This window comes from Blautia sp. 1033sp1_1033st1_G9_1033SCRN_220408 (assembly GCF_040929965.1).
GTDB classification, from domain to species: Bacteria; Bacillota; Clostridia; order Lachnospirales; family Lachnospiraceae; genus Blautia_A; species Blautia_A ammoniilytica.
Genome location: NZ_JBFKZO010000002.1, coordinates 229,821 through 247,551, shown reverse-complemented (window position 1 = coordinate 247,551; position 17,731 = coordinate 229,821). Strand labels below are relative to the sequence as shown.

The 17,731-nt window shown below is 44.5% G+C and carries 16 protein-coding genes and 1 tRNA gene; 15 read left to right on the top strand and 2 right to left on the bottom strand.

All coding sequences use genetic code 11. From position 1 onward, the window contains the following. The first annotated feature begins 2 nt into the window (after positions 1-2). The 4 genes from cbiB to AB5916_RS02840 are packed head-to-tail and all read left to right on the top strand — an operon-like array spanning position 3 to position 4,175. Positions 3-965, top strand: a complete 963-nt coding sequence (gene cbiB, locus AB5916_RS02855; RefSeq protein ID WP_368189165.1) for an adenosylcobinamide-phosphate synthase CbiB — start codon at positions 3-5, stop codon at positions 963-965. A gap of 16 nt (positions 966-981) precedes the next feature. Further along, complete coding sequence (locus AB5916_RS02850; RefSeq protein WP_368189164.1) at positions 982-2,031, top strand: histidinol-phosphate transaminase; 1,050 nt, start codon at positions 982-984, stop codon at positions 2,029-2,031. Next, positions 2,013-3,527 carry a cobyric acid synthase gene (locus AB5916_RS02845; RefSeq protein WP_368189163.1) on the top strand — a complete coding sequence of 505 codons (1,515 nt, stop codon included), beginning with the start codon at positions 2,013-2,015 and terminating at the stop codon, positions 3,525-3,527. The genes AB5916_RS02850 and AB5916_RS02845 overlap by 19 nt, the downstream gene beginning before the upstream one ends. A 6-nt stretch (positions 3,528-3,533) precedes the next feature. Further along, positions 3,534-4,175: a precorrin-8X methylmutase gene (locus tag AB5916_RS02840; protein WP_158421627.1), complete on the top strand. Its 642-nt coding sequence runs from the start codon at positions 3,534-3,536 to the stop codon at positions 4,173-4,175. On the opposite strand, the gene AB5916_RS02835 is transcribed toward AB5916_RS02840, so the two are convergent. Then, complete coding sequence (locus AB5916_RS02835; RefSeq protein WP_368189162.1) at positions 4,164-5,492, bottom strand: PLP-dependent aminotransferase family protein; 1,329 nt, start codon at positions 5,490-5,492, stop codon at positions 4,164-4,166. The genes AB5916_RS02840 and AB5916_RS02835 overlap by 12 nt on opposite strands. A gap of 135 nt (positions 5,493-5,627) precedes the next feature. Here AB5916_RS02835 and AB5916_RS02830 point away from each other — a divergent pair, with 135 nt between their 5' ends. From AB5916_RS02830 to AB5916_RS02815, 4 genes are all read left to right on the top strand, one after another. Continuing rightward, positions 5,628-6,494 (top strand): pyridoxamine kinase, encoded by an 867-nt coding sequence (locus tag AB5916_RS02830; RefSeq protein WP_368189161.1) that lies wholly within the window; start codon positions 5,628-5,630, stop codon positions 6,492-6,494. Between the two features lie 4 nt (positions 6,495-6,498). Further along, positions 6,499-7,104, top strand: a complete 606-nt coding sequence (locus AB5916_RS02825) for a TIGR04100 family radical SAM protein (protein WP_368189160.1) — start codon at positions 6,499-6,501, stop codon at positions 7,102-7,104. A 116-nt stretch (positions 7,105-7,220) separates the two neighbouring features. Next, the gene (locus AB5916_RS02820) at positions 7,221-7,709 is read left to right on the top strand and encodes a bifunctional precorrin-2 dehydrogenase/sirohydrochlorin ferrochelatase (RefSeq protein ID WP_173726729.1); all 489 of its coding nucleotides are present in this window, start codon (positions 7,221-7,223) and stop codon (positions 7,707-7,709) included. A 131-nt stretch (positions 7,710-7,840) separates the two neighbouring features. Beyond that, positions 7,841-8,926, top strand: coding sequence for a lactonase family protein (locus AB5916_RS02815; RefSeq protein ID WP_173726730.1), 1,086 nt, complete (start codon positions 7,841-7,843; stop codon positions 8,924-8,926). Between the two features lie 126 nt (positions 8,927-9,052). On the opposite strand, the gene aroC is transcribed toward AB5916_RS02815, so the two are convergent. After that, positions 9,053-10,147, bottom strand: a complete 1,095-nt coding sequence (aroC, locus tag AB5916_RS02810) for a chorismate synthase (RefSeq protein WP_368189158.1) — start codon at positions 10,145-10,147, stop codon at positions 9,053-9,055. Between the two features lie 177 nt (positions 10,148-10,324). On the opposite strand from aroC, the gene AB5916_RS02805 reads away from it, so the two are divergent. The 7 genes from AB5916_RS02805 to AB5916_RS02775 all read left to right on the top strand — a co-directional run bounded on the left by AB5916_RS02805 (position 10,325) and on the right by AB5916_RS02775 (position 17,722). Continuing rightward, positions 10,325-11,266, top strand: a complete 942-nt coding sequence (locus tag AB5916_RS02805) for a magnesium transporter CorA family protein (protein ID WP_158421615.1) — start codon at positions 10,325-10,327, stop codon at positions 11,264-11,266. Between the two features lie 18 nt (positions 11,267-11,284). Beyond that, on the top strand, positions 11,285-12,163 hold the full coding sequence (locus AB5916_RS02800; protein ID WP_368189157.1) for a rhomboid family intramembrane serine protease: 879 nt from the start codon (positions 11,285-11,287) through the stop codon (positions 12,161-12,163). A gap of 51 nt (positions 12,164-12,214) precedes the next feature. After that, a complete protein-coding gene (gene pyk / locus AB5916_RS02795; protein WP_368189156.1) occupies positions 12,215-13,648 on the top strand; it encodes a pyruvate kinase in 1,434 nt (477 codons plus the stop codon). Between the two features lie 23 nt (positions 13,649-13,671). Beyond that, the gene (locus AB5916_RS02790) at positions 13,672-14,958 is read left to right on the top strand and encodes a diaminopimelate decarboxylase (protein ID WP_158421618.1); all 1,287 of its coding nucleotides are present in this window, start codon (positions 13,672-13,674) and stop codon (positions 14,956-14,958) included. 135 nt (positions 14,959-15,093) lie between these two features. Next, positions 15,094-15,176 (top strand) — tRNA-Leu (locus AB5916_RS02785). Between the two features lie 233 nt (positions 15,177-15,409). Beyond that, positions 15,410-17,263, top strand: coding sequence for an ATP-dependent zinc metalloprotease FtsH (gene ftsH / locus AB5916_RS02780; protein WP_368189155.1), 1,854 nt, complete (start codon positions 15,410-15,412; stop codon positions 17,261-17,263). Positions 17,264-17,383: 120 nt separating this feature from the next. After that, the gene (locus tag AB5916_RS02775) at positions 17,384-17,722 is read left to right on the top strand and encodes an anti-sigma factor (RefSeq protein WP_158421620.1); all 339 of its coding nucleotides are present in this window, start codon (positions 17,384-17,386) and stop codon (positions 17,720-17,722) included. The last annotated feature ends 9 nt before the right edge of the window (positions 17,723-17,731 follow it).

Below are 17,731 nucleotides of genomic sequence, written 5' to 3'. Positions count from 1 at the left end.
AAATGCTGAGAATACTTGCACTTCCCCTTGGATTCGTTCTGGATCTGATCTTTGGAGATCCATCCTGGATCAGACATCCGGTATGCTGGATCGGTGATTTGATCAGTGCATTGGAAAAAAGACTTCGGAAGATTTTTCCGGATACTCCAGGCGGACTTCTGACTGCAGGGATCGTGATGGTTTTTATGGTATGTGCAGTCTGTTATTTTCTGCCCTTTGCCATTCTTTATATATTATATAAGTATGTACCTGTGGCTGCTTTCCTTCTTGAAACTTTCTGGTGCTATCAGCTTCTTGCAGCCAGATCACTGAAGCAGGAAAGCATGAAGGTGTATGACAGACTGGTAAACGGCACCCTGGATGAAGCCAGATATGCGGTTTCCATGATCGTTGGACGGGATACGGAAAGCTTAAGTGATACAGGAGTTACAAAGGCGGCTGTGGAAACAGTGGCTGAAAACGCTTCTGACGGAGTGATCGCACCTATGCTTTTTATGGCTATTGGCGGTGCACCGCTTATGTTTTTGTACAAAGGCATCAATACTATGGATTCTATGGTTGGTTATAAAAATGACAAGTATCTGTATTTTGGCAGATGTGCTGCAAAGCTGGATGATGTGGCTAATTTTATCCCGGCCAGGCTTTCCGGATGGCTGATGGTAGCAGCAAGTGGACTGACCGGCTTTAACTGGAAGAATGCAGCAAGGATCTACCGAAGGGACAGACGCAATCATGCAAGTCCCAATTCAGCCCAGACCGAAGCGGCTATGGCAGGAGCCCTGGGTGTACAGCTGGCAGGCAATGCGTTTTATTTTGGAAAGCTGTATGAAAAGCCCACTATAGGTGATCCGGACAGGACTGTAGAATACGAAGATATTCCAAGGGCAAACCGGATCCTGTATGGGACTGCTGTTCTTGGAATGGCAGTTTTTACAGTGCTTGGATTTCTGATTAGATTAGCCTGAAGATTTGGAGGAACAGATGAATAATCATGTGCATGGCGGAGATGTTTATCATTACAGGGATTGCCTGGATTTCTCAGCAAACTGTAATCCGCTGGGAACACCAGAAAGTGTAAAGGCTGCGGCAAGGGATAGTTTGGAGCGAATCTATGAGTATCCACAGGTAGGCTATCAGCCTTTGAAAGAGGCAATCGGAAAATATGAGCAGGTAGATCCTGACTGGATCATCTGCGGCAATGGGGCAGCTGAGGTGATCTTTTCTGTGTGCAGGGCAGGAAAGCCAAAGAAGGCGCTGGTCACAGGTCCTTCCTTTGCAGAATATGAACAAGCATTGCAAGGTGTGGGATGTGAGGTGGATCATTTTTGGCTGGAAGAGGAAGAAGATTTTCGAGTTAAAAGGGATTTTTTGAAAGCTCTCCGGCCGGAGCTGGATATTGTTTTTCTGTGCAATCCTAATAATCCTACAGGTGTTCTGATGGATCAATGCCTTCTTATGGAGATACTGAAAAGGTGCAGGGAACTGGATATTTTTCTTGTAGTGGATGAATGCTTCCTTGATTTTGTGGAAGAGCCGGCACTTTATACGCTGAAGAAAGTACTGGGAGACTACAGGAATCTTTTTATTATAAAGGCATTTACCAAAAGGTATGCGATGCCAGGTTTAAGACTTGGGTATGGGCTTTGCGCAAATACAAGGCTGCTGGAAAAAATGACAGAAGAAAATCAGCCATGGAATATTTCCACACCAGCCCAGGCAGCAGGGATGGCAGCTCTTTTGGAAAATTCATATGTGGAGGCCGGAAGACAGCTGGTTTTTAAGGAAAAAGCATATTTAAGGGAGAGACTTACCAGGCTAGGACTTAAGGTATATCCATCGATGGCCAATTATCTGTTTTTTAAGGGCCCTGAGGACCTTTTTCAGGCCTGCCTGCAAAAAAAAGTGCTGATCCGGGATTGCAGCAATTATCCCGGTCTTTCTAAGGGATATTACCGGATTGCCGTGAAAAAGCATGTACAGAATGAAATACTGGTAAAAGCATTGGAGGAAATATGGCAAAAGCGATTATGATACAGGGAACCATGTCAAATGCAGGAAAAAGCCTTCTTGCAGCTGGACTTTGCCGGATCTTTCGGCAGGACGGATATTTGGTGGCCCCCTTTAAATCACAGAATATGGCACTGAATTCCTTTATCACTGAGGAAGGTCTGGAGATGGGCAGAGCCCAGGTGATGCAGGCAGAGGCAGCAGGGATCCGTCCTTCTGTAAAGATGAATCCCATCCTTTTAAAGCCTACCAATGATGTGGGCTCCCAGGTGATCGTAAACGGAGAAGTACTGGGGACTATGAGCGCCAGGGATTATTTTAAATACAAAAAGAAGCTGGTGCCGGACATTATGAAGGCTTATCAGGAATTGTCTGATGAATATGATATTATTGTGATCGAAGGCGCAGGCAGTCCGGCAGAGATCAATCTGAAAAATGATGATATTGTTAATATGGGAATGGCTAAAATGGCAAAAGCACCAGTGCTTCTTGTAGGAGATATCGACCGGGGCGGTGTGTTTGCCCAGCTGATCGGTACTGTAGACCTTCTGGAGCCTTCTGAGCGTGATATGGTAAAGGGGCTGATCATCAACAAATTCCGGGGAGACAAGACCATTCTGGATCCTGGTGTAAAAATGCTGGAGGAGCGAAGCCATATCCCGGTGGTAGGAGTTGCCCCGTACATGAATATCCAGGTGGAGGATGAAGACAGTTTGACGGAACGGTTTGACAGGAAGCAGTCGGCAGGTCTGATCGATATTGCAGTGATCCGTGTGCCCAGGATTTCCAATTTTACGGATTTTAATCCTTTTGAAAGTGTAGAAGGGGTATCCCTGCGTTATGTACAGCATGTGTCTGAACTGAAGAATCCGGATATGATCATTCTTCCAGGAACGAAAAATACAATGGAAGATTTGCTGTGGATGAGGGAAAACGGTCTGGAAGCAGCTGTTCTGAAGGCTGCAGCTGCAGGCTGTATCGTATTTGGGATCTGCGGAGGATACCAGATGCTGGGAGATACATTAAGTGACCCTTATCATGTGGAGGCTGGCGGAAAAATCCGGGGTATGGGTCTTTTACCTATGGATACAGTATTTGCCAGTCAAAAAACAAGAACCCGTGTTACAGGGCAGTTTCTTCCAATGCCAGGTATCTTTGCTGCATTGTCAGGAGTAAGCCTGGAAGGTTATGAGATCCATATGGGAGAATCAGTAAGAAAAGAGGGGATATTGCCCGCAACAAAGCTGATGGTGGCCGGAAATCAGCCGGAAGAAACAAAGATAGAAGGTGCTTTTCATGAAAATGTATGTGGAACCTATGTACATGGGGTGTTTGATAAAGAGGAAGTTGTGGAGACTTTGATCCGGATCCTTGGAGAAAGAAAAGGGATAGATGTATCTTCTATGACAGGCATTGATTTTGCTGCCTTTAAGGAAACACAGTATAACATCCTGGCTGCGGAGCTTAGAAAGCATCTGGACATGAAGAAAATATACAGCATATTGGAAGAAGGGGTGTAATTTATGATAAAGGTGGAACTGGAAAATGTTAAGCCTATGGATATCGAAAAAAGGAGCTTTGAGATCATAACCTCAGAGCTTGGGGATGTGCAGCTGGTTCCTGGAACAGAGCTGATCGTTAAACGGTGTATCCATACAAGTGCGGATTTTGATTATGCTCAGAATCTGAAATTTTCAGAAGGGGCAGTACAGCATGCCCTGGATGCAATCAAAAACGGAGCCTGTATTGTAACAGATACCCAGATGGCAAAAGCCGGGATCAATAAAAAGGCATTGGCACGGTATGGCGGAGAAGTATACTGCTTTATGTCAGATGAGGATGTGGCACAGAATGCTAAAAAAAACGGCACCACCCGTGCCACTGCAAGTATGGACAAGGCAGCAGGCCTTTCAAAGCCGCTGATCTTTGCTGTTGGGAATGCACCTACAGCTCTTGTAAGGCTGTATGAACTGATCGAAGATGGCTTCTTAAAACCTGAGCTGATCATTGGTGTTCCGGTAGGATTCGTAAATGTGGTCCAGTCAAAGGAGCTGATCATGAAAGCTCCGGTTCCCTATATCGTTGCCCAGGGAAGAAAGGGCGGCTCAAATATTGCAGCCTGTATTGTGAACGCTCTTTTATATATGATCAATAATTCAAGAGACTGAAAGACTTTGCAGGGTTTCTTTCAGTATATGACAAGCCGGGAGAAAATCCTGGACTTCCATAGCTGAATAGGATAACAGGAAGGTTTTTGTATCTGCCGTTTCAGACAGCACAGGGATACGAAGACCTTTTTTTTCTGTTTCTTTGCGAACAACATCGGTACTTACCACACAGGGTAGAGTCAGGGCAAGGCTTGTGCCTGCAGGCCCCATTTTTATGCTGTATTCTTTGCCGAAAACTGTGGAAAGTATCTGGCACAGCTGCTTTCCTTTTTGGGCATATAATCGTTTCAGCTTTCTGGTCTGGGAAGCAAGATGTCCGTCTCTGATAAATTGGCACAAAGCGATCTGCTCTGCTTTAGAGGCTGTCTGATTGTAAAAATCAGCTTTTTTTCGGTAAGCATCCAACAAAGATGGGGGAAGGACCATAAAGCTGATCCGGATGGAAGGAAGGAGAAGTCTGGAAAAAGAGCCAATATATACTACATTCTGTCCGCCGGAAAGACCAAACAGGGAGGGCGTTGGCTTTTGCAGATATACAAACTCATTTTCATAATCATCCTCTATAATCAGGCTTTCTCGCTGGCTTGCATACTCAAGCAGCTCCAGGCGTCTGGAAACGGGCATGATCTCTCCCCATTTGGTCATATGAGCCGGGGATACGTAGATGACCTGGCTGTTCTTATCCCTGTAATGGAGCTGAAATCCAAAATCCTGAAATATGGTAGATCCTTGTACAAAGGAGGGATTAGGAAAAGAAACAGAGTGGTACCTGCTTTTCAGAAGCGGGCACAGTACCTGAAGAAGACACTGCACACTGGCACCTACCACAATATCATCGGGGGAGCATTGAATATTCCGGCGATGTCTTATGTAGTCAGCCAGCACCTGTCTGAGATCCTGCTCCCCTTGTACTTCGCCGTAGGTCAGCATTCGCTGATCCTGCCGCAGGGCACTTTTGATATACCTGCTCCAAAGGTCGAAACGGAAGCTTTCTCTGTCTACGCCTGCAGAGGAGAAGTCAAACCGGATATTTACGCTCTGGCTGTACCTGGAACTGGCCTTTTGGCGTTGATGAACAGAGATTTCAGTTACATAGTATCCACTTTGGGCTTTGGCAAGGATGTATCCGTCTGCAGCCAGCTGAAGATAAGCATTTTCTATGGTAGTTCTGCTTAATTTCAATTCCTGGGCACATTTTCGCAGGGAAGGCATTTTGCTGCCTGGCAGCATTTTACCGTTTTGAATCAGGTCACGGTAATATCGGTACACTTCCAGATATAAATGATCAGTTGTTTCTTTTCTATCTAATTGAATCATAGCTGTCCTCTTAAAAATAATTAAATTTGGATATTTATTAAGATACACTTAGGTGATATTCTATATCACAATGAAAAAAAATACAAGGAGAGATCGTAGCTGTTTCATACCTTTGCAGTTACGAGAAATTAAATATTGAAAAAAATAGCCGTTTTAAATGATTTGTCCGGACTTGGAAAATGTTCTCTGACAGCAGCCATTCCAGTGATCTCTGCCATGGGTGTGCAGGCCTGTCCTCTTCCTACAGCAATTCTTAGTAATCAAACCGGATATGCCTCATATTATTGTGACGATTATACACAGCATATGGATGCGATTATGGATGAGTGGGAGAAACGGGGGTTTCGTCCAGATGGAATCTATACAGGATTTCTGGCAGGAGAGAAACAGGCAGACAAGATTCTTGAGTTTATTCATCGATTTTCTTCATCAGACACGAAGGTCCTGGTAGACCCGGTAATGGGAGACCAGGGAAGGGCTTATGATATTTATTCTCCGCAGCTTTGTGAGAAAATGAGAGCCCTGATATCCCAAGCCCAAGTGATCACTCCTAATCTGACAGAGGCATTGCTTTTACTATACGGGAAAGAGGAAATGGAAAAGAAATGGGCGTCCCTTTTGCAGCTTTCAGGTAAAGAATACCTAAAAGAGATAGAATCACTGGGAAGCAGGCTTCATGAACAGTACCAGGTGCCTGGGATTGTGATCACAGGAGTGGACGATCAGGATGGAGAAATAAAGCAGATTGGCAATCTGATTTGGGAAAATAACGAAGAAACATGGGTTTTTTCTGAGAAAACAGGAGGCAGCTATTCTGGCACAGGCGATCTTTTTGCATCTGTTTTATGTGGTGGGATGGTGCAGGAAATCTGCTTAAAAGCACTTGTTCATAAAGCAGTCCGTTTTCTTGAAAAGGCGATCCGGGATGCAGTAAAGGAAGGTACGGACCGAAACGACGGAGTTTGCTTTGAAAAATATCTTTATACATTATGGGAGGATTAGGACTATGACAGATATTGTATATCATTATAATCATCAGGTGTATTTTAATCTGACAAATAAATGTCCATGCAGATGTACCTTCTGTATCCGAAATAATGGAGACACAGTAGGGAAATCTGGGAATCTGTGGTTTTCCAAGGAACCTTCTCTTGAGGAGATCATCCCGGCGATAGACAGGTTTGATTTTACCAGATGCAGGGAAGCTGTATTTTGTGGGTATGGGGAGCCTACCATGGTACTTGACAAGCTGGTGGCAGTAAGTGAATACGTAAGGAAAAAATATGATTTCCGTCTGCGATTAAATACCAACGGATTAAGTGACCTGATCCACGGAAGGTCTACGGCAGAAGAGATCTGTAAGGCTGTAGACTGTGTTTCCATCAGCCTGAACATGCCGGACGCAAAATCCTATAATGAAGTGGTACGTCCTGCTTATGGGGAGAAGTCCTTTGATGCTATGCTGAAATTTGCCTGCGACTGCAGAAAATATCTGGATGATGTAAGATTTACAGTAGTAGACTGTATCGGAGAAGAGAATATACGTAAAAGTCAGGAATTGGCAGATTCCCTTGGTATTCCGTTACGTGTCCGTATCTACTCAGCAGGCTGAATATAGTAAAATAATTATTGGCCCCTTATCCCTTCACCGCTGTATTGACATTCCATTCTTTCACGATTAAAATATTATCCATGAGCAGGAAACACAAAGGAAGCAGGAGATAACTAATGAAAAACAGTCGGTATTTTCCAATGTTCGTGGATTTATCAGATAAAAACATCGTTGTGGCAGGGGGTGGCAAGACAGCCCTTCAAAGGACCAAATGTCTCCTTTTATTTACAAGAAATATTACGGTGATCGCACCTCGGATGACGCAGGAGCTTCAGGAAATGGGAAAGGCAGGCAGAGTCAATATCCAGCTTCGTCCCATCAGGCGGTCAGATTTCGATAATGCATATATGGTGATCGCAGCATCACAGGACTGGAAGCTGAATGAGCAGATCTGTAAGGTATGTAAGGAAGAAGGCATCTATGTGAATGTATCCGGAGATAAAGAAGAAAGTGATTTCTATTTTCCAGGACTTTGTATTGCAGATGATTCTGTGATCGGGATCCAGACCGGCAGTACGGACACAGCCAGAAAGCGGGAGCTGAGAGAAGAGACAGATCAGGTGCTTACAAGGCTTACAAAAAAATGGAAAGCAGCGGACGAATAGTTGTGACTGATGCTTGTTACAAAGACCACGATATGGTATAATCAACCAGAGGGTGTTGCTGAGAACGGAGTGAACAGTAACTGATAGTTACCTCGGGATATGAGAGATGACATTAGGAGGTTGACAGAACAATGGGGAAAAAGAAATACGTGGCTTATGTTGGAACTTACACTCATGGAACCAGTAAAGGGATCCAGGTGTATGATGTGAATGTGGAAGATGGAACACTGACAGAGCGCAGTGAGGTGCAGGTAAGCAATGCATCCTATACGGCAGTCTCCAAGAATGGCAAGTTTCTTTATTCCATAGAGGATGAGGGAGTTGCTGTTTTTCAAAGGGATGAGAACGGAGACCTTACAAGGATCAACAGTGTGGACATTGATGGTATGAGAGGCTGTTTTCTGGCTACGGATGTGGATGGCAGATATCTTTATGTGGCTGGCTACCATGACGGGAAGGTTACAGTGGTACATACCCATCAGGATGGAAGCCTTGGCAGTGTTATGGATGGGGTTTTCCATACAGGCCTTGGCAGTGTTGCGGAGCGTAATTTCCGGCCGCATGTGAATTGTGTACGTCCTACACCGGATAACAAGTATCTTTGTGCAGTAGATAATGGGATTGACCAGGTAAAGATATACAGGATCAACAAGAGAACAGATAAGCTGGAACTGGTAGATATTTTGCGTTGCCCAAGAGAGAGCGGTCCAAGGATCATTCGGTTCAGCGCAGACGGCAGATATGCATATCTTCTTTTTGAACTGAGCAATGAGATCAAGGTTTACAGTTATGACGGCAGCGGAAATGCACCGGAGTTTGAATTGCTGCAGAGCGTTTCCACCCTTCAGAAGGGTGACACAGATGTATCACATAATGCAGCCTCAGGTCTGGCTCTTGCGCCGGATGGCAGACATTTGTTCAGCACTACTGCAGGGGAGAATACAGTTTCCATGTATGAGATCGATGAACAGACAGGGCTTCTCACCAAGAAGTTTACCCTTCCCATTAGTGGGGATTATCCTAAGGATCTGGCTATTTTCCCGGATAATAAGCATATAGCCATTGCCAATCATTCAAGTAATTCCATCACCATGTTTACTGTGGACTATGAGAAGAATATTATCGTTATGAACGGCAAACCAAGAAAGATCGAGACACCTAACTGTATCGGTATCTGGCCGGTACCGGACGGAGAGGATATACCGGACCATAACTGAAAGCTTCAAAAGCGGTGTAATGGTTAATAAATACTTTAAAAAATAAAGCTGCTGCAGATTCAGCTTCCCATTTATCAGATAAGTGAGAAGAAGTGTCTGCAGCAGTTTTTTCTTTCAAAGCTGATTTTACCGATTGTAGAAGGTTTTGATTTTATCCATCTGACAGCTCATATTGGTAAAAAGTGCATCTGTAAGCACAAGAGCAGCCATGGATTCCACTACGACTACTGCTCTTGGTACGATCACAGGATCATGGCGTCCATGGATTTCAAGGGATATAGGCTCTTTATCTTTGGTTACAGTATTTTGTGGCTGGCTGATGGACGGGGTGGGTTTTATATGTGCCCGAAGAAGGATCTGACTTCCATCACTGATCCCGCCCAGGATCCCGCCTGCATGATTGGTGCTTTTGGTAATATGACCGTCTTTTACGGTAAAGCCGTCATTATCTGTGGAGCCTTTCATGGTAGAAACAGCAGCACCATCGCCGATTTCCACTGCTTTTACTGCACCAATGGACATTATGGCCTGGGCAAGCATTGCATCCAGCTTGTCAAATACCGGTTCTCCAAGACCAGAAGGAACATCGCTTATCCTGCATTCGATCACACCGCCTGCACTATCCTGATTTTTCATACATTCTTCCAGATAAGCACTGGCTTTGTCTGCTGCCAAAGGATCCGGCATATAGAAAGGATTTTTATTGATGGCTTGTGGATCAAAGCTTTGGATCTGGATTTCCCCGATGGAACGGGTATAAGTGCACAAAGAGATGCCCATTTCGGAAAGAATCCTGGAGGCGATGGCTCCGGCGGCTACACGGCCTATAGTTTCACGGCCGGAAGAACGTCCACCGCCACGGTAATCACGGAAGCCGTATTTCTGGTCAAAACCGAAGTCTGCATGGCCTGGGCGGTAGGTATAGGCCAGATTCCCATAGTCTTTTGACCGTTGATCCTTATTCCATACGATCATGGATATGGGAGTTCCGGTGGTGCGTCCCTGAAATACACCGGAAAGGATCGCTACCTGATCACCCTCCTGCCGGGAGGTGGTATAACGGCTCTGACCTGGCTTGCGTCTGTCCAGAAAGTACTGGATATCACTTTCCTGTAGAGGAAGCCCTGCTGGGCATCCGTCTACTACAGCACCAAGGGCTTTCCCATGGGATTCTCCCCAGGTGGTTACTGTAAATCTATTTCCAAAAGATGATCTGCTCATAAGTTGACTCCTTTTTGTGGTCTGTCCGGGACAATGATGTTTCCGGATTTCTTTATTATAGACAGGTGTTAAAAATTTGTAAACCGAAACCAATAGAATTGACAAAAATTCCGGCACAATTTATAATGAATTGAACTTGTCCATTTGGCTTCAAAGGGACAGGAAGGGAGGAAAATCATGGTCAGGATTTTTAAAACGATCGACAGCTCCATTCATGAGATCCAGGAGCCGGAAGAAGGATGCTGGGTAGCACTTACCAATCCTACGGCTACAGAGATTTTTCAGATTTCCGAGCGTTTTGGAATTGAAGTGGATGATCTGCGCGCACCTTTGGATGAAGAAGAGCGTGCCCGTATAGAGGCAGAGGATAATTATACCCTGATCCTGGTAGATATTCCTATGATCGAAGAAAGAAATGACAAAGACTGGTATGGCACTATCCCTTTAGGCATTATTGTCACAAAAAAGATGATCTTTACTATCTGTCTGGAGGATACGCAGGTTCTTGCACGCTTTATGGAGGGACGTGTGCGGAACTTTTTCACATACATGAAGACCAGGTTTATCCTGCAGATCCTGTACAGGAATGCCAGTATGTACCTGCGGTATCTGCGTATCATTGACAAGAAAAGCGAGCAGGTGGAGGAAAAGCTTCACATGTCCACACGTAATCAGGAACTGATGGAGCTTCTGGAATTGGAGAAGTCGCTGGTTTATTTTACCACTTCCCTCAGATCTAATGAAGTTGTGCTGGAAAAGCTTTTGAAAGTAGATACCATCAAGCAGTATCCGGAGGATACAGACCTTCTGGAGGATGTTATCATAGAGAATAAGCAGGCAATCGAGATGGCCAATATATACAGTGGGATCCTGAGCAGTATGATGGGTACCTTTGCGTCTGTTATCTCCAATAACCTGAATGTAGTTATGAAGGTACTTTCCGTGATAACGATCGTGATGAGTATTCCAACGATTATTTTCAGCGCTTACGGGATGAATCTGAATGCACATGGAATGCCATTTTCTTTTACTACCCATGGTTTTTTGATCATTATTCTTTTATCTATAGCAGTTAGTATTATCGCAGCTGTCATATTATCAAAAAAGAAATTTTTCTGATGGAGGACACACAAGGAAATGAAGTGGATTGATAAACTTGAAAGAAAATACGGTAAATACGGCGGGATCAATAATCTGACCCTGTATGTTATCATTTGTTACGTGATCGGATATATCATCAGTATTGTGAATTCCGGCTTCCTTACCTGGTTTACATTAAATCCTGAGAAGATCCTGCACGGACAGATCTGGCGGCTTGTGACCTGGATATTTCTGCCACCGTCCAACGGAGGCGTATTCTGGTTTGTGATCGCAGTTCTGTTTTTGTATTATCCTATTGGCACATCTCTGGAGCATACCTGGGGGAGTCTTAGGTATACTATTTATATTGCTTCAGGTATGGTATTTACCATTATCGGAGCATTTGCCCTGTATCTGATCGCAGTTTACGGATTGGGATACGACGGGGTCAGTGATGGTGTCTGGAATTATTTTACCACCTATTATATCAGTGTATCTGTATTCCTGGCATACGGTGTTTCTTTCCCCAATATGCGGGTAATGCTGTATTTTATTATTCCGATCAAGATGAGCTGGATGTCCATTTTCTACGGAGTGATGATCATATACGAGATGATCAGCTATATCCGTATGGGTGCCTGGTTTATGGCTGTATTGATCGTTGCATCCCTTCTGAATTTTGTTATTTATTTTCTGGGAACGCGGGATCTTCAACGTTATAATCCCAAAGAGGTTCACAGACGCAACGAATTTCGCCGTGCTATGGAGCCAAAGAGCCGTACCGGGCAGAATGGTGCCATTACAAAGCATAAATGTGCCATCTGCGGCAGAACTGAGCAGGATGATCCAAATTTGGAATTTCGTTTCTGTTCCAAATGCAATGGCAATTATGAATACTGTCAGGATCATTTGTTTACCCATACACACGTGAAATGACAGGGACACTTTTTACAACAGCATTGCGTTTTACTTAGAGGGAGAATTGTCATGAAGAGAACAAAAATCATTTGTACGCTTGGTCCAGCCAGCAGCAGCCGGGAGATTATGAGGGAAATGATCCTGACTGGAATGGATATTGCCAGATTTAACTTTTCACATGGGGACCATGAGGAACATAAGGGCAGAGTGGAACTGGTCAAGTCTTTGCGGGAAGAACTGGATGTGCCGGTAGCCATGCTCCTGGATACAAAAGGACCTGAGATCCGTACAAAGCTTCTAAAAGACGGCAGGAAAGTTACGTTAACTTCAGGAAGTCAGTTTATTCTTTCAGTCGGAGATTTTGAAGGTGATGAGCACAAGGTGGCCATCACTTATGAAGAGTTATACAAGGATGTGAAGCCAGGCGGTAAGATCCTGATCGATGACGGACTGATCGGTTTGGAGATCGAGAAGATCGAAGGAAAAGATATTATTTGCCGTGTCTTAAATGGTGGTGAACTGGGAGAACGAAAGGGAGTGAATGTTCCTTACGTAAAGGTGAATCTTCCGGGGATCACAGAACAGGATAAAAAGGATATTCTTTTCGGGATTGAACAGGGATTTGACTATGTGGCAGCTTCTTTTGTGCGTAATGCACAGGTGATCCGTGATATCCGTAAGCTTCTTGATGAGAATGGCGGAAGCGATATCGGCATCATTGCCAAGATAGAGAATGCAGAGGGTGTGGATAATATTGATTCCATTATCCAGGAGGCAGATGGCATTATGGTGGCCAGGGGAGATCTAGGCGTGGAGATACCTGCCAGCCAGGTTCCCCATATCCAGAAAAGGATTATCCAGAAGTGTAATGAGAATTATGCCCTTGTGATCACTGCCACACAGATGCTGGATTCTATGATCCGTAATCCCAGACCTACCAGGGCTGAGGTGGCAGATGTGGCAAATGCTATTTATGACGGCACAGATGCGATCATGCTGTCCGGTGAGACTGCAGCAGGTAAATATCCGGTACAGGCAGTGAAGATGATGGTGGAGATTGCTGAGACTACAGAGCCACATCTTAATAACACCCTTCACAGAAAAGACAGGAACATGTTCAGACAAGGCTTTGTTTCAAGCGCAGTAGGACTTGCTGCAGTACAGGCTGCAAGGGATCTGAAGGCAGCTGCTGTTGTAACGCCTACCATGACCGGAAAGACTGCACTTTTGATTTCCAACTACCGCCCAGAGGTTCCTATTTATGCCATTACACCTAACGAGCGTGTTCAGCACAAGCTGCAGCTTGCATGGGGAGTCTGTCCTCTGAAGGGCTATCATAAGGATTCAACAGAGCATATCATTTCCCAGGCCATGAATGTTGTTAAAGCAAAGGAACACGTTAAGAAAGGAGATCTTCTTGTATTTACAGCAGGAGACCCTGCAACAAACATGACTACAGAGGGTGCAGTGACAAATATGATGCACATCATTGAGACAAAATAGCCAGGCATAAGGAGAAGATTATTATGAAGAAAAAACCGTTTGTTACCCTTGAAAAGCTGCAGGAGATCACTGCAAAATATCCTACTCCTTTTCATCTTTATGATGAAAAAGGGATCCGTGATAATGCAAAAGCTTTAAAGGAAGCATTTGCGTGGAACAAAGGATTTAAGGAGTTTTTTGCAGTAAAAGCTACGCCCAACCCATATCTGATCAAGATCCTTCAGGAATATGGCTGTGGATGTGACTGTTCTTCCATGACAGAACTGATGCTTTCAAAGGCCATTGGATGTAAGGAAGGAGACATTATGTTTTCTTCTAATGATACGCCGGAGAAGGAGTTTAAATATGCGGATGAGATCGGCGGTATCATCAATCTGGATGATATTACCCACATTGAAAGTGTGGAGCGTGCAGTTGGCAGTATTCCAAAGACCATCAGCTGCCGTTACAACCCAGGTGGTGTATTTAAGATCAGCAATGATATTATGGACAACCCCGGTGATGCAAAGTATGGAATGACTACGGAGCAGATCTTCCAGGCTTTCCGTATCCTGAAAGAAAAAGGAGCAGAGAATTTTGGTATCCATGCATTCCTTGCAAGCAATACTGTTACCAATGAATATTATCCGATGCTGGCAAAAGTAATGTTTGAGCTGGCTGTAAAGCTTCAGAAAGAAACAGGTGCGCATGTGAAGTTTATCAACCTGTCCGGTGGTATTGGCATTCCTTACCGTCCGGAGCAGACCCCCAACGACATCAAGGTGATCGGAGAGGGGGTACGCAAAGTTTATGAAGAAGTGCTGATACCGGCTGGTATGGGAGATGTGGCTATTTACACAGAACTTGGCCGTTTTATGATGGGGCCTTATGGCTGTCTGGTAACAAAAGCTATCCATGAGAAGCATACCCACAAGGAGTATATTGGTGTGGATGCGTGTGCAGTCAACCTGATGCGTCCTGCAATGTATGGGGCATATCACCATATTACTGTTATGGGAAAAGAGGATGCGCCCTGCGATCATATGTATGATATTACCGGTTCTCTTTGTGAAAATAATGATAAATTTGCTATTGACCGTTATCTTCCGGAGATTTCTAAGGGAGATCTGTTGGTGATCCACGACACAGGCGCTCATGGCTTTTCCATGGGATACAATTATAACGGAAAGCTGAAGTCTTCCGAGATTCTTCTAAAAGAAGACGGATCCTTTGAGATGATCCGCAGGGCAGAAACGCCAAAGGATTATTTTGCTACTTTTGACTGCTTTCCGATTTATGAAAAGCTTTTGGAAGATGCAGATAAATTCTGAAAAATAAAATAATTCAGGATCTATTATAAAATATTTCAGTATTCATCATAAGTGGTTCATAAAAATATTTCAGTATCTATCATAAAAGGCTTGCATAAGCGAGCCTTTTGTGATAAGATAACTTTTGTTTCAAGCGCCGGCATGTCGGAATGGCAGACGAGGCAGACTCAAAATCTGTTGTAGGCAACTACGTGTGGGTTCAAGTCCCACTGCCGGCACTTTTTCAAGCTCTGAGAGATCAGGGCTTTTTTTTATGCAATACGAAATCACTTTGCAATGTTTCTGTTACGCAAAAAACGTTCCCCGAGGATGGGATTTTGACCAAGTTGCTGTGAACGGAGTGAACAGTAACTTTAATTCTAAAAAGTTTATGAAATATGATCCGGGTCTGTTGATATTCAGAATAAATAGTGATAGCATCAGGTATACAACACAAAACGGAGGAAAAAGCATGAGTCTGAATGATAAAAAGCCAGGCAAACGTCCATTATATGTATATACACTGGCAGCAGTGGTTGTGATCCTGGTTCTGAACATGTTGGTACTTCCCATGATCCAGGGGAGAAGTGTGGAGAAGACCGATTATACCACCTTCCTGAAGAATGTGGATAGTGGCAATGTTACTAAGGCTGAGATACAGGACAGCTATATTTATTATGTGGTAGAGAAAGATGACACCAAGACGGTGTGCAGGACAGTGCGGATGGAGGATCCCCAGCTGGTAGACCGTTTATATGAGGCCGGTACTAGCATGGAAGTGGTAGAGCCCCAGAAGCCATCCATACTTCTGAACCTGCTGGCAGGTTATCTGATCCCGATCCTGATCTTTGTACTTCTGGGCAGATGGATCAGCAAGAAGATGATGAATTCTATGGGAAATGGAGGCCCTGGGGGGATGATGTCCTTTGGTAAAAGCAATGCCAAGGTATATGTGAAGTCCACCAATGGGATCAAGTTCTCAGATGTAGCCGGTGAGGATGAGGCAAAGGAGCTTCTTACAGAGATCGTGGATTATCTTCATAATCCTCGCAAATATGCAGATATTGGTGCATCCATGCCGAAAGGAGCGCTTCTTGTAGGCCCTCCGGGTACTGGTAAGACTCTTCTGGCCAAAGCAGTGGCAGGGGAGGCTGAGGTTCCCTTCTTTTCCATTTCAGGCTCTGAGTTTGTGGAGATGTTTGTTGGTATGGGAGCTGCCAAGGTAAGGGATCTGTTTAAGCAGGCCAATGAAAAAGCTCCATGTATTGTATTTATTGATGAGATCGACACCATTGGTAAGAAGCGTGATGGAGCTGGCTTCTCCGGAGGTAATGATGAGCGTGAGCAGACACTGAATCAGCTTCTTACAGAGATGGACGGATTTGATGGATCCAAGGGTGTAGTGATCCTTGCGGCTACCAACCGTCCGGATTCCCTGGATCCTGCACTTTTAAGGCCGGGACGTTTTGACCGGAGGATCCCGGTAGAGCTTCCAGATCTTCAGGGACGCGAAGAGATCCTGAAGGTACATGCAAAGAAGATCAAGATTTCTGATTCAGTGCGGTTTGATGAGATTGCTAAGGCAGCAGCAGGCGCATCAGGAGCAGAGCTTGCCAATATTGTGAATGAGGCAGCTTTACGTGCAGTACGTGATGGCAGAAGATTTGCCACTCAGGCAGATTTTGAAGAAAGCATTGAGGTAGTTATTGCAGGATATCAGAAGAAGAACCGGGTTCTTTCCAACAAGGAAAAGCTGATCGTTTCCTATCATGAGATTGGTCATGCTCTGGTAGCTGCCAAGCAGACAGATTCTGCACCTGTACACAAGATCACTATTATTCCACGTACTTCCGGTGCATTAGGATACACCATGCAGGTGGATGAAAAGGAGCATTATCTTATGTCCAAGGAAGAACTGGAGAATAAGATTGCTACTTTTACAGGAGGACGTGCAGCAGAAGAGCTGATCTTCCATAGCATTACCACTGGAGCTTCTAATGATATAGAGCAGGCGACCAAGATTGCCAGGGCAATGATCACCCGGTATGGTATGAGTGATGATTTTGACATGGTTGCCATGGAAAGCATGAGCAATCAGTATCTGGGCGGAGATTCAAGTCTTACCTGTTCCTTTGAGACCCAGACCCTTCTGGACAAAAAGGTTGTTGAGCTGGTACGCAGACAACATGAGAAAGCAACCAGAATTCTTACTGAGAATATTGACAAGCTTCACGAATTGGCCAAATTCCTGTATGAGCAGGAGACGATTACAGGAGAAGAGTTTATGAAAATCCTGAATGGGCCATCTGCATCTGTAGGGGCATAATATACCACGCTAAAGAGGGACTGACACACAGATTTTTGATCTGCGGGAGTCGGTCCCTTGTTTTTTTACAGATTATCCGTTATAATACCTCTGATATAGGGCTGAAAGGAGACTGGCATTATGGACTGCAGCACTGCGGAAAGCATGGTGAATCGTTATATTGACCATACATTAAGTGTAAATGAATTAGAGAGCTTTCTGGAACATGTAGAGGAGTGTTCTTCCTGCTATGATGAACTGGAAACCTATTTTATTGTCCATAAGGCGATGGAGCAGCTGGATGAAAACGGAAAAGACCAGATTCTGGATTTTCGGGAGTTGCTTGAAGAGGATATTCGTAAAAGCAGAAGATATATCCTGAAAAAGAAGTTTTTCAGGACTGTTGAAGGCGTAGTGATCTGTATTCTTGCGGCAGGGCTGGCAGGATTTCTGTTTTATGCAGTCACGCAGCTATTGTAGGAAAGGAGA

Coding starts and splice junctions, on each gene's coding strand:
- cbiB (WP_368189165.1), top strand. CDS start 3: ATGCTGAGAATACTTGCACTTCCCCTTGGATTCGTTCTGGATCTGATC.
- AB5916_RS02825 (WP_368189160.1), top strand. CDS start 6,499: ATGACAGATATTGTATATCATTATAATCATCAGGTGTATTTTAATCTG.
- AB5916_RS02850 (WP_368189164.1), top strand. CDS start 982: ATGAATAATCATGTGCATGGCGGAGATGTTTATCATTACAGGGATTGC.
- pyk (WP_368189156.1), top strand. CDS start 12,215: ATGAAGAGAACAAAAATCATTTGTACGCTTGGTCCAGCCAGCAGCAGC.
- AB5916_RS02845 (WP_368189163.1), top strand. CDS start 2,013: ATGGCAAAAGCGATTATGATACAGGGAACCATGTCAAATGCAGGAAAA.
- AB5916_RS02805 (WP_158421615.1), top strand. CDS start 10,325: ATGGTCAGGATTTTTAAAACGATCGACAGCTCCATTCATGAGATCCAG.
- AB5916_RS02775 (WP_158421620.1), top strand. CDS start 17,384: ATGGACTGCAGCACTGCGGAAAGCATGGTGAATCGTTATATTGACCAT.
- aroC (WP_368189158.1), bottom strand. CDS start 10,147: ATGAGCAGATCATCTTTTGGAAATAGATTTACAGTAACCACCTGGGGA.
- ftsH (WP_368189155.1), top strand. CDS start 15,410: ATGAGTCTGAATGATAAAAAGCCAGGCAAACGTCCATTATATGTATAT.
- AB5916_RS02835 (WP_368189162.1), bottom strand. CDS start 5,492: ATGATTCAATTAGATAGAAAAGAAACAACTGATCATTTATATCTGGAA.
- AB5916_RS02815 (WP_173726730.1), top strand. CDS start 7,841: ATGGGGAAAAAGAAATACGTGGCTTATGTTGGAACTTACACTCATGGA.
- AB5916_RS02790 (WP_158421618.1), top strand. CDS start 13,672: ATGAAGAAAAAACCGTTTGTTACCCTTGAAAAGCTGCAGGAGATCACT.
- AB5916_RS02800 (WP_368189157.1), top strand. CDS start 11,285: ATGAAGTGGATTGATAAACTTGAAAGAAAATACGGTAAATACGGCGGG.
- AB5916_RS02820 (WP_173726729.1), top strand. CDS start 7,221: ATGAAAAACAGTCGGTATTTTCCAATGTTCGTGGATTTATCAGATAAA.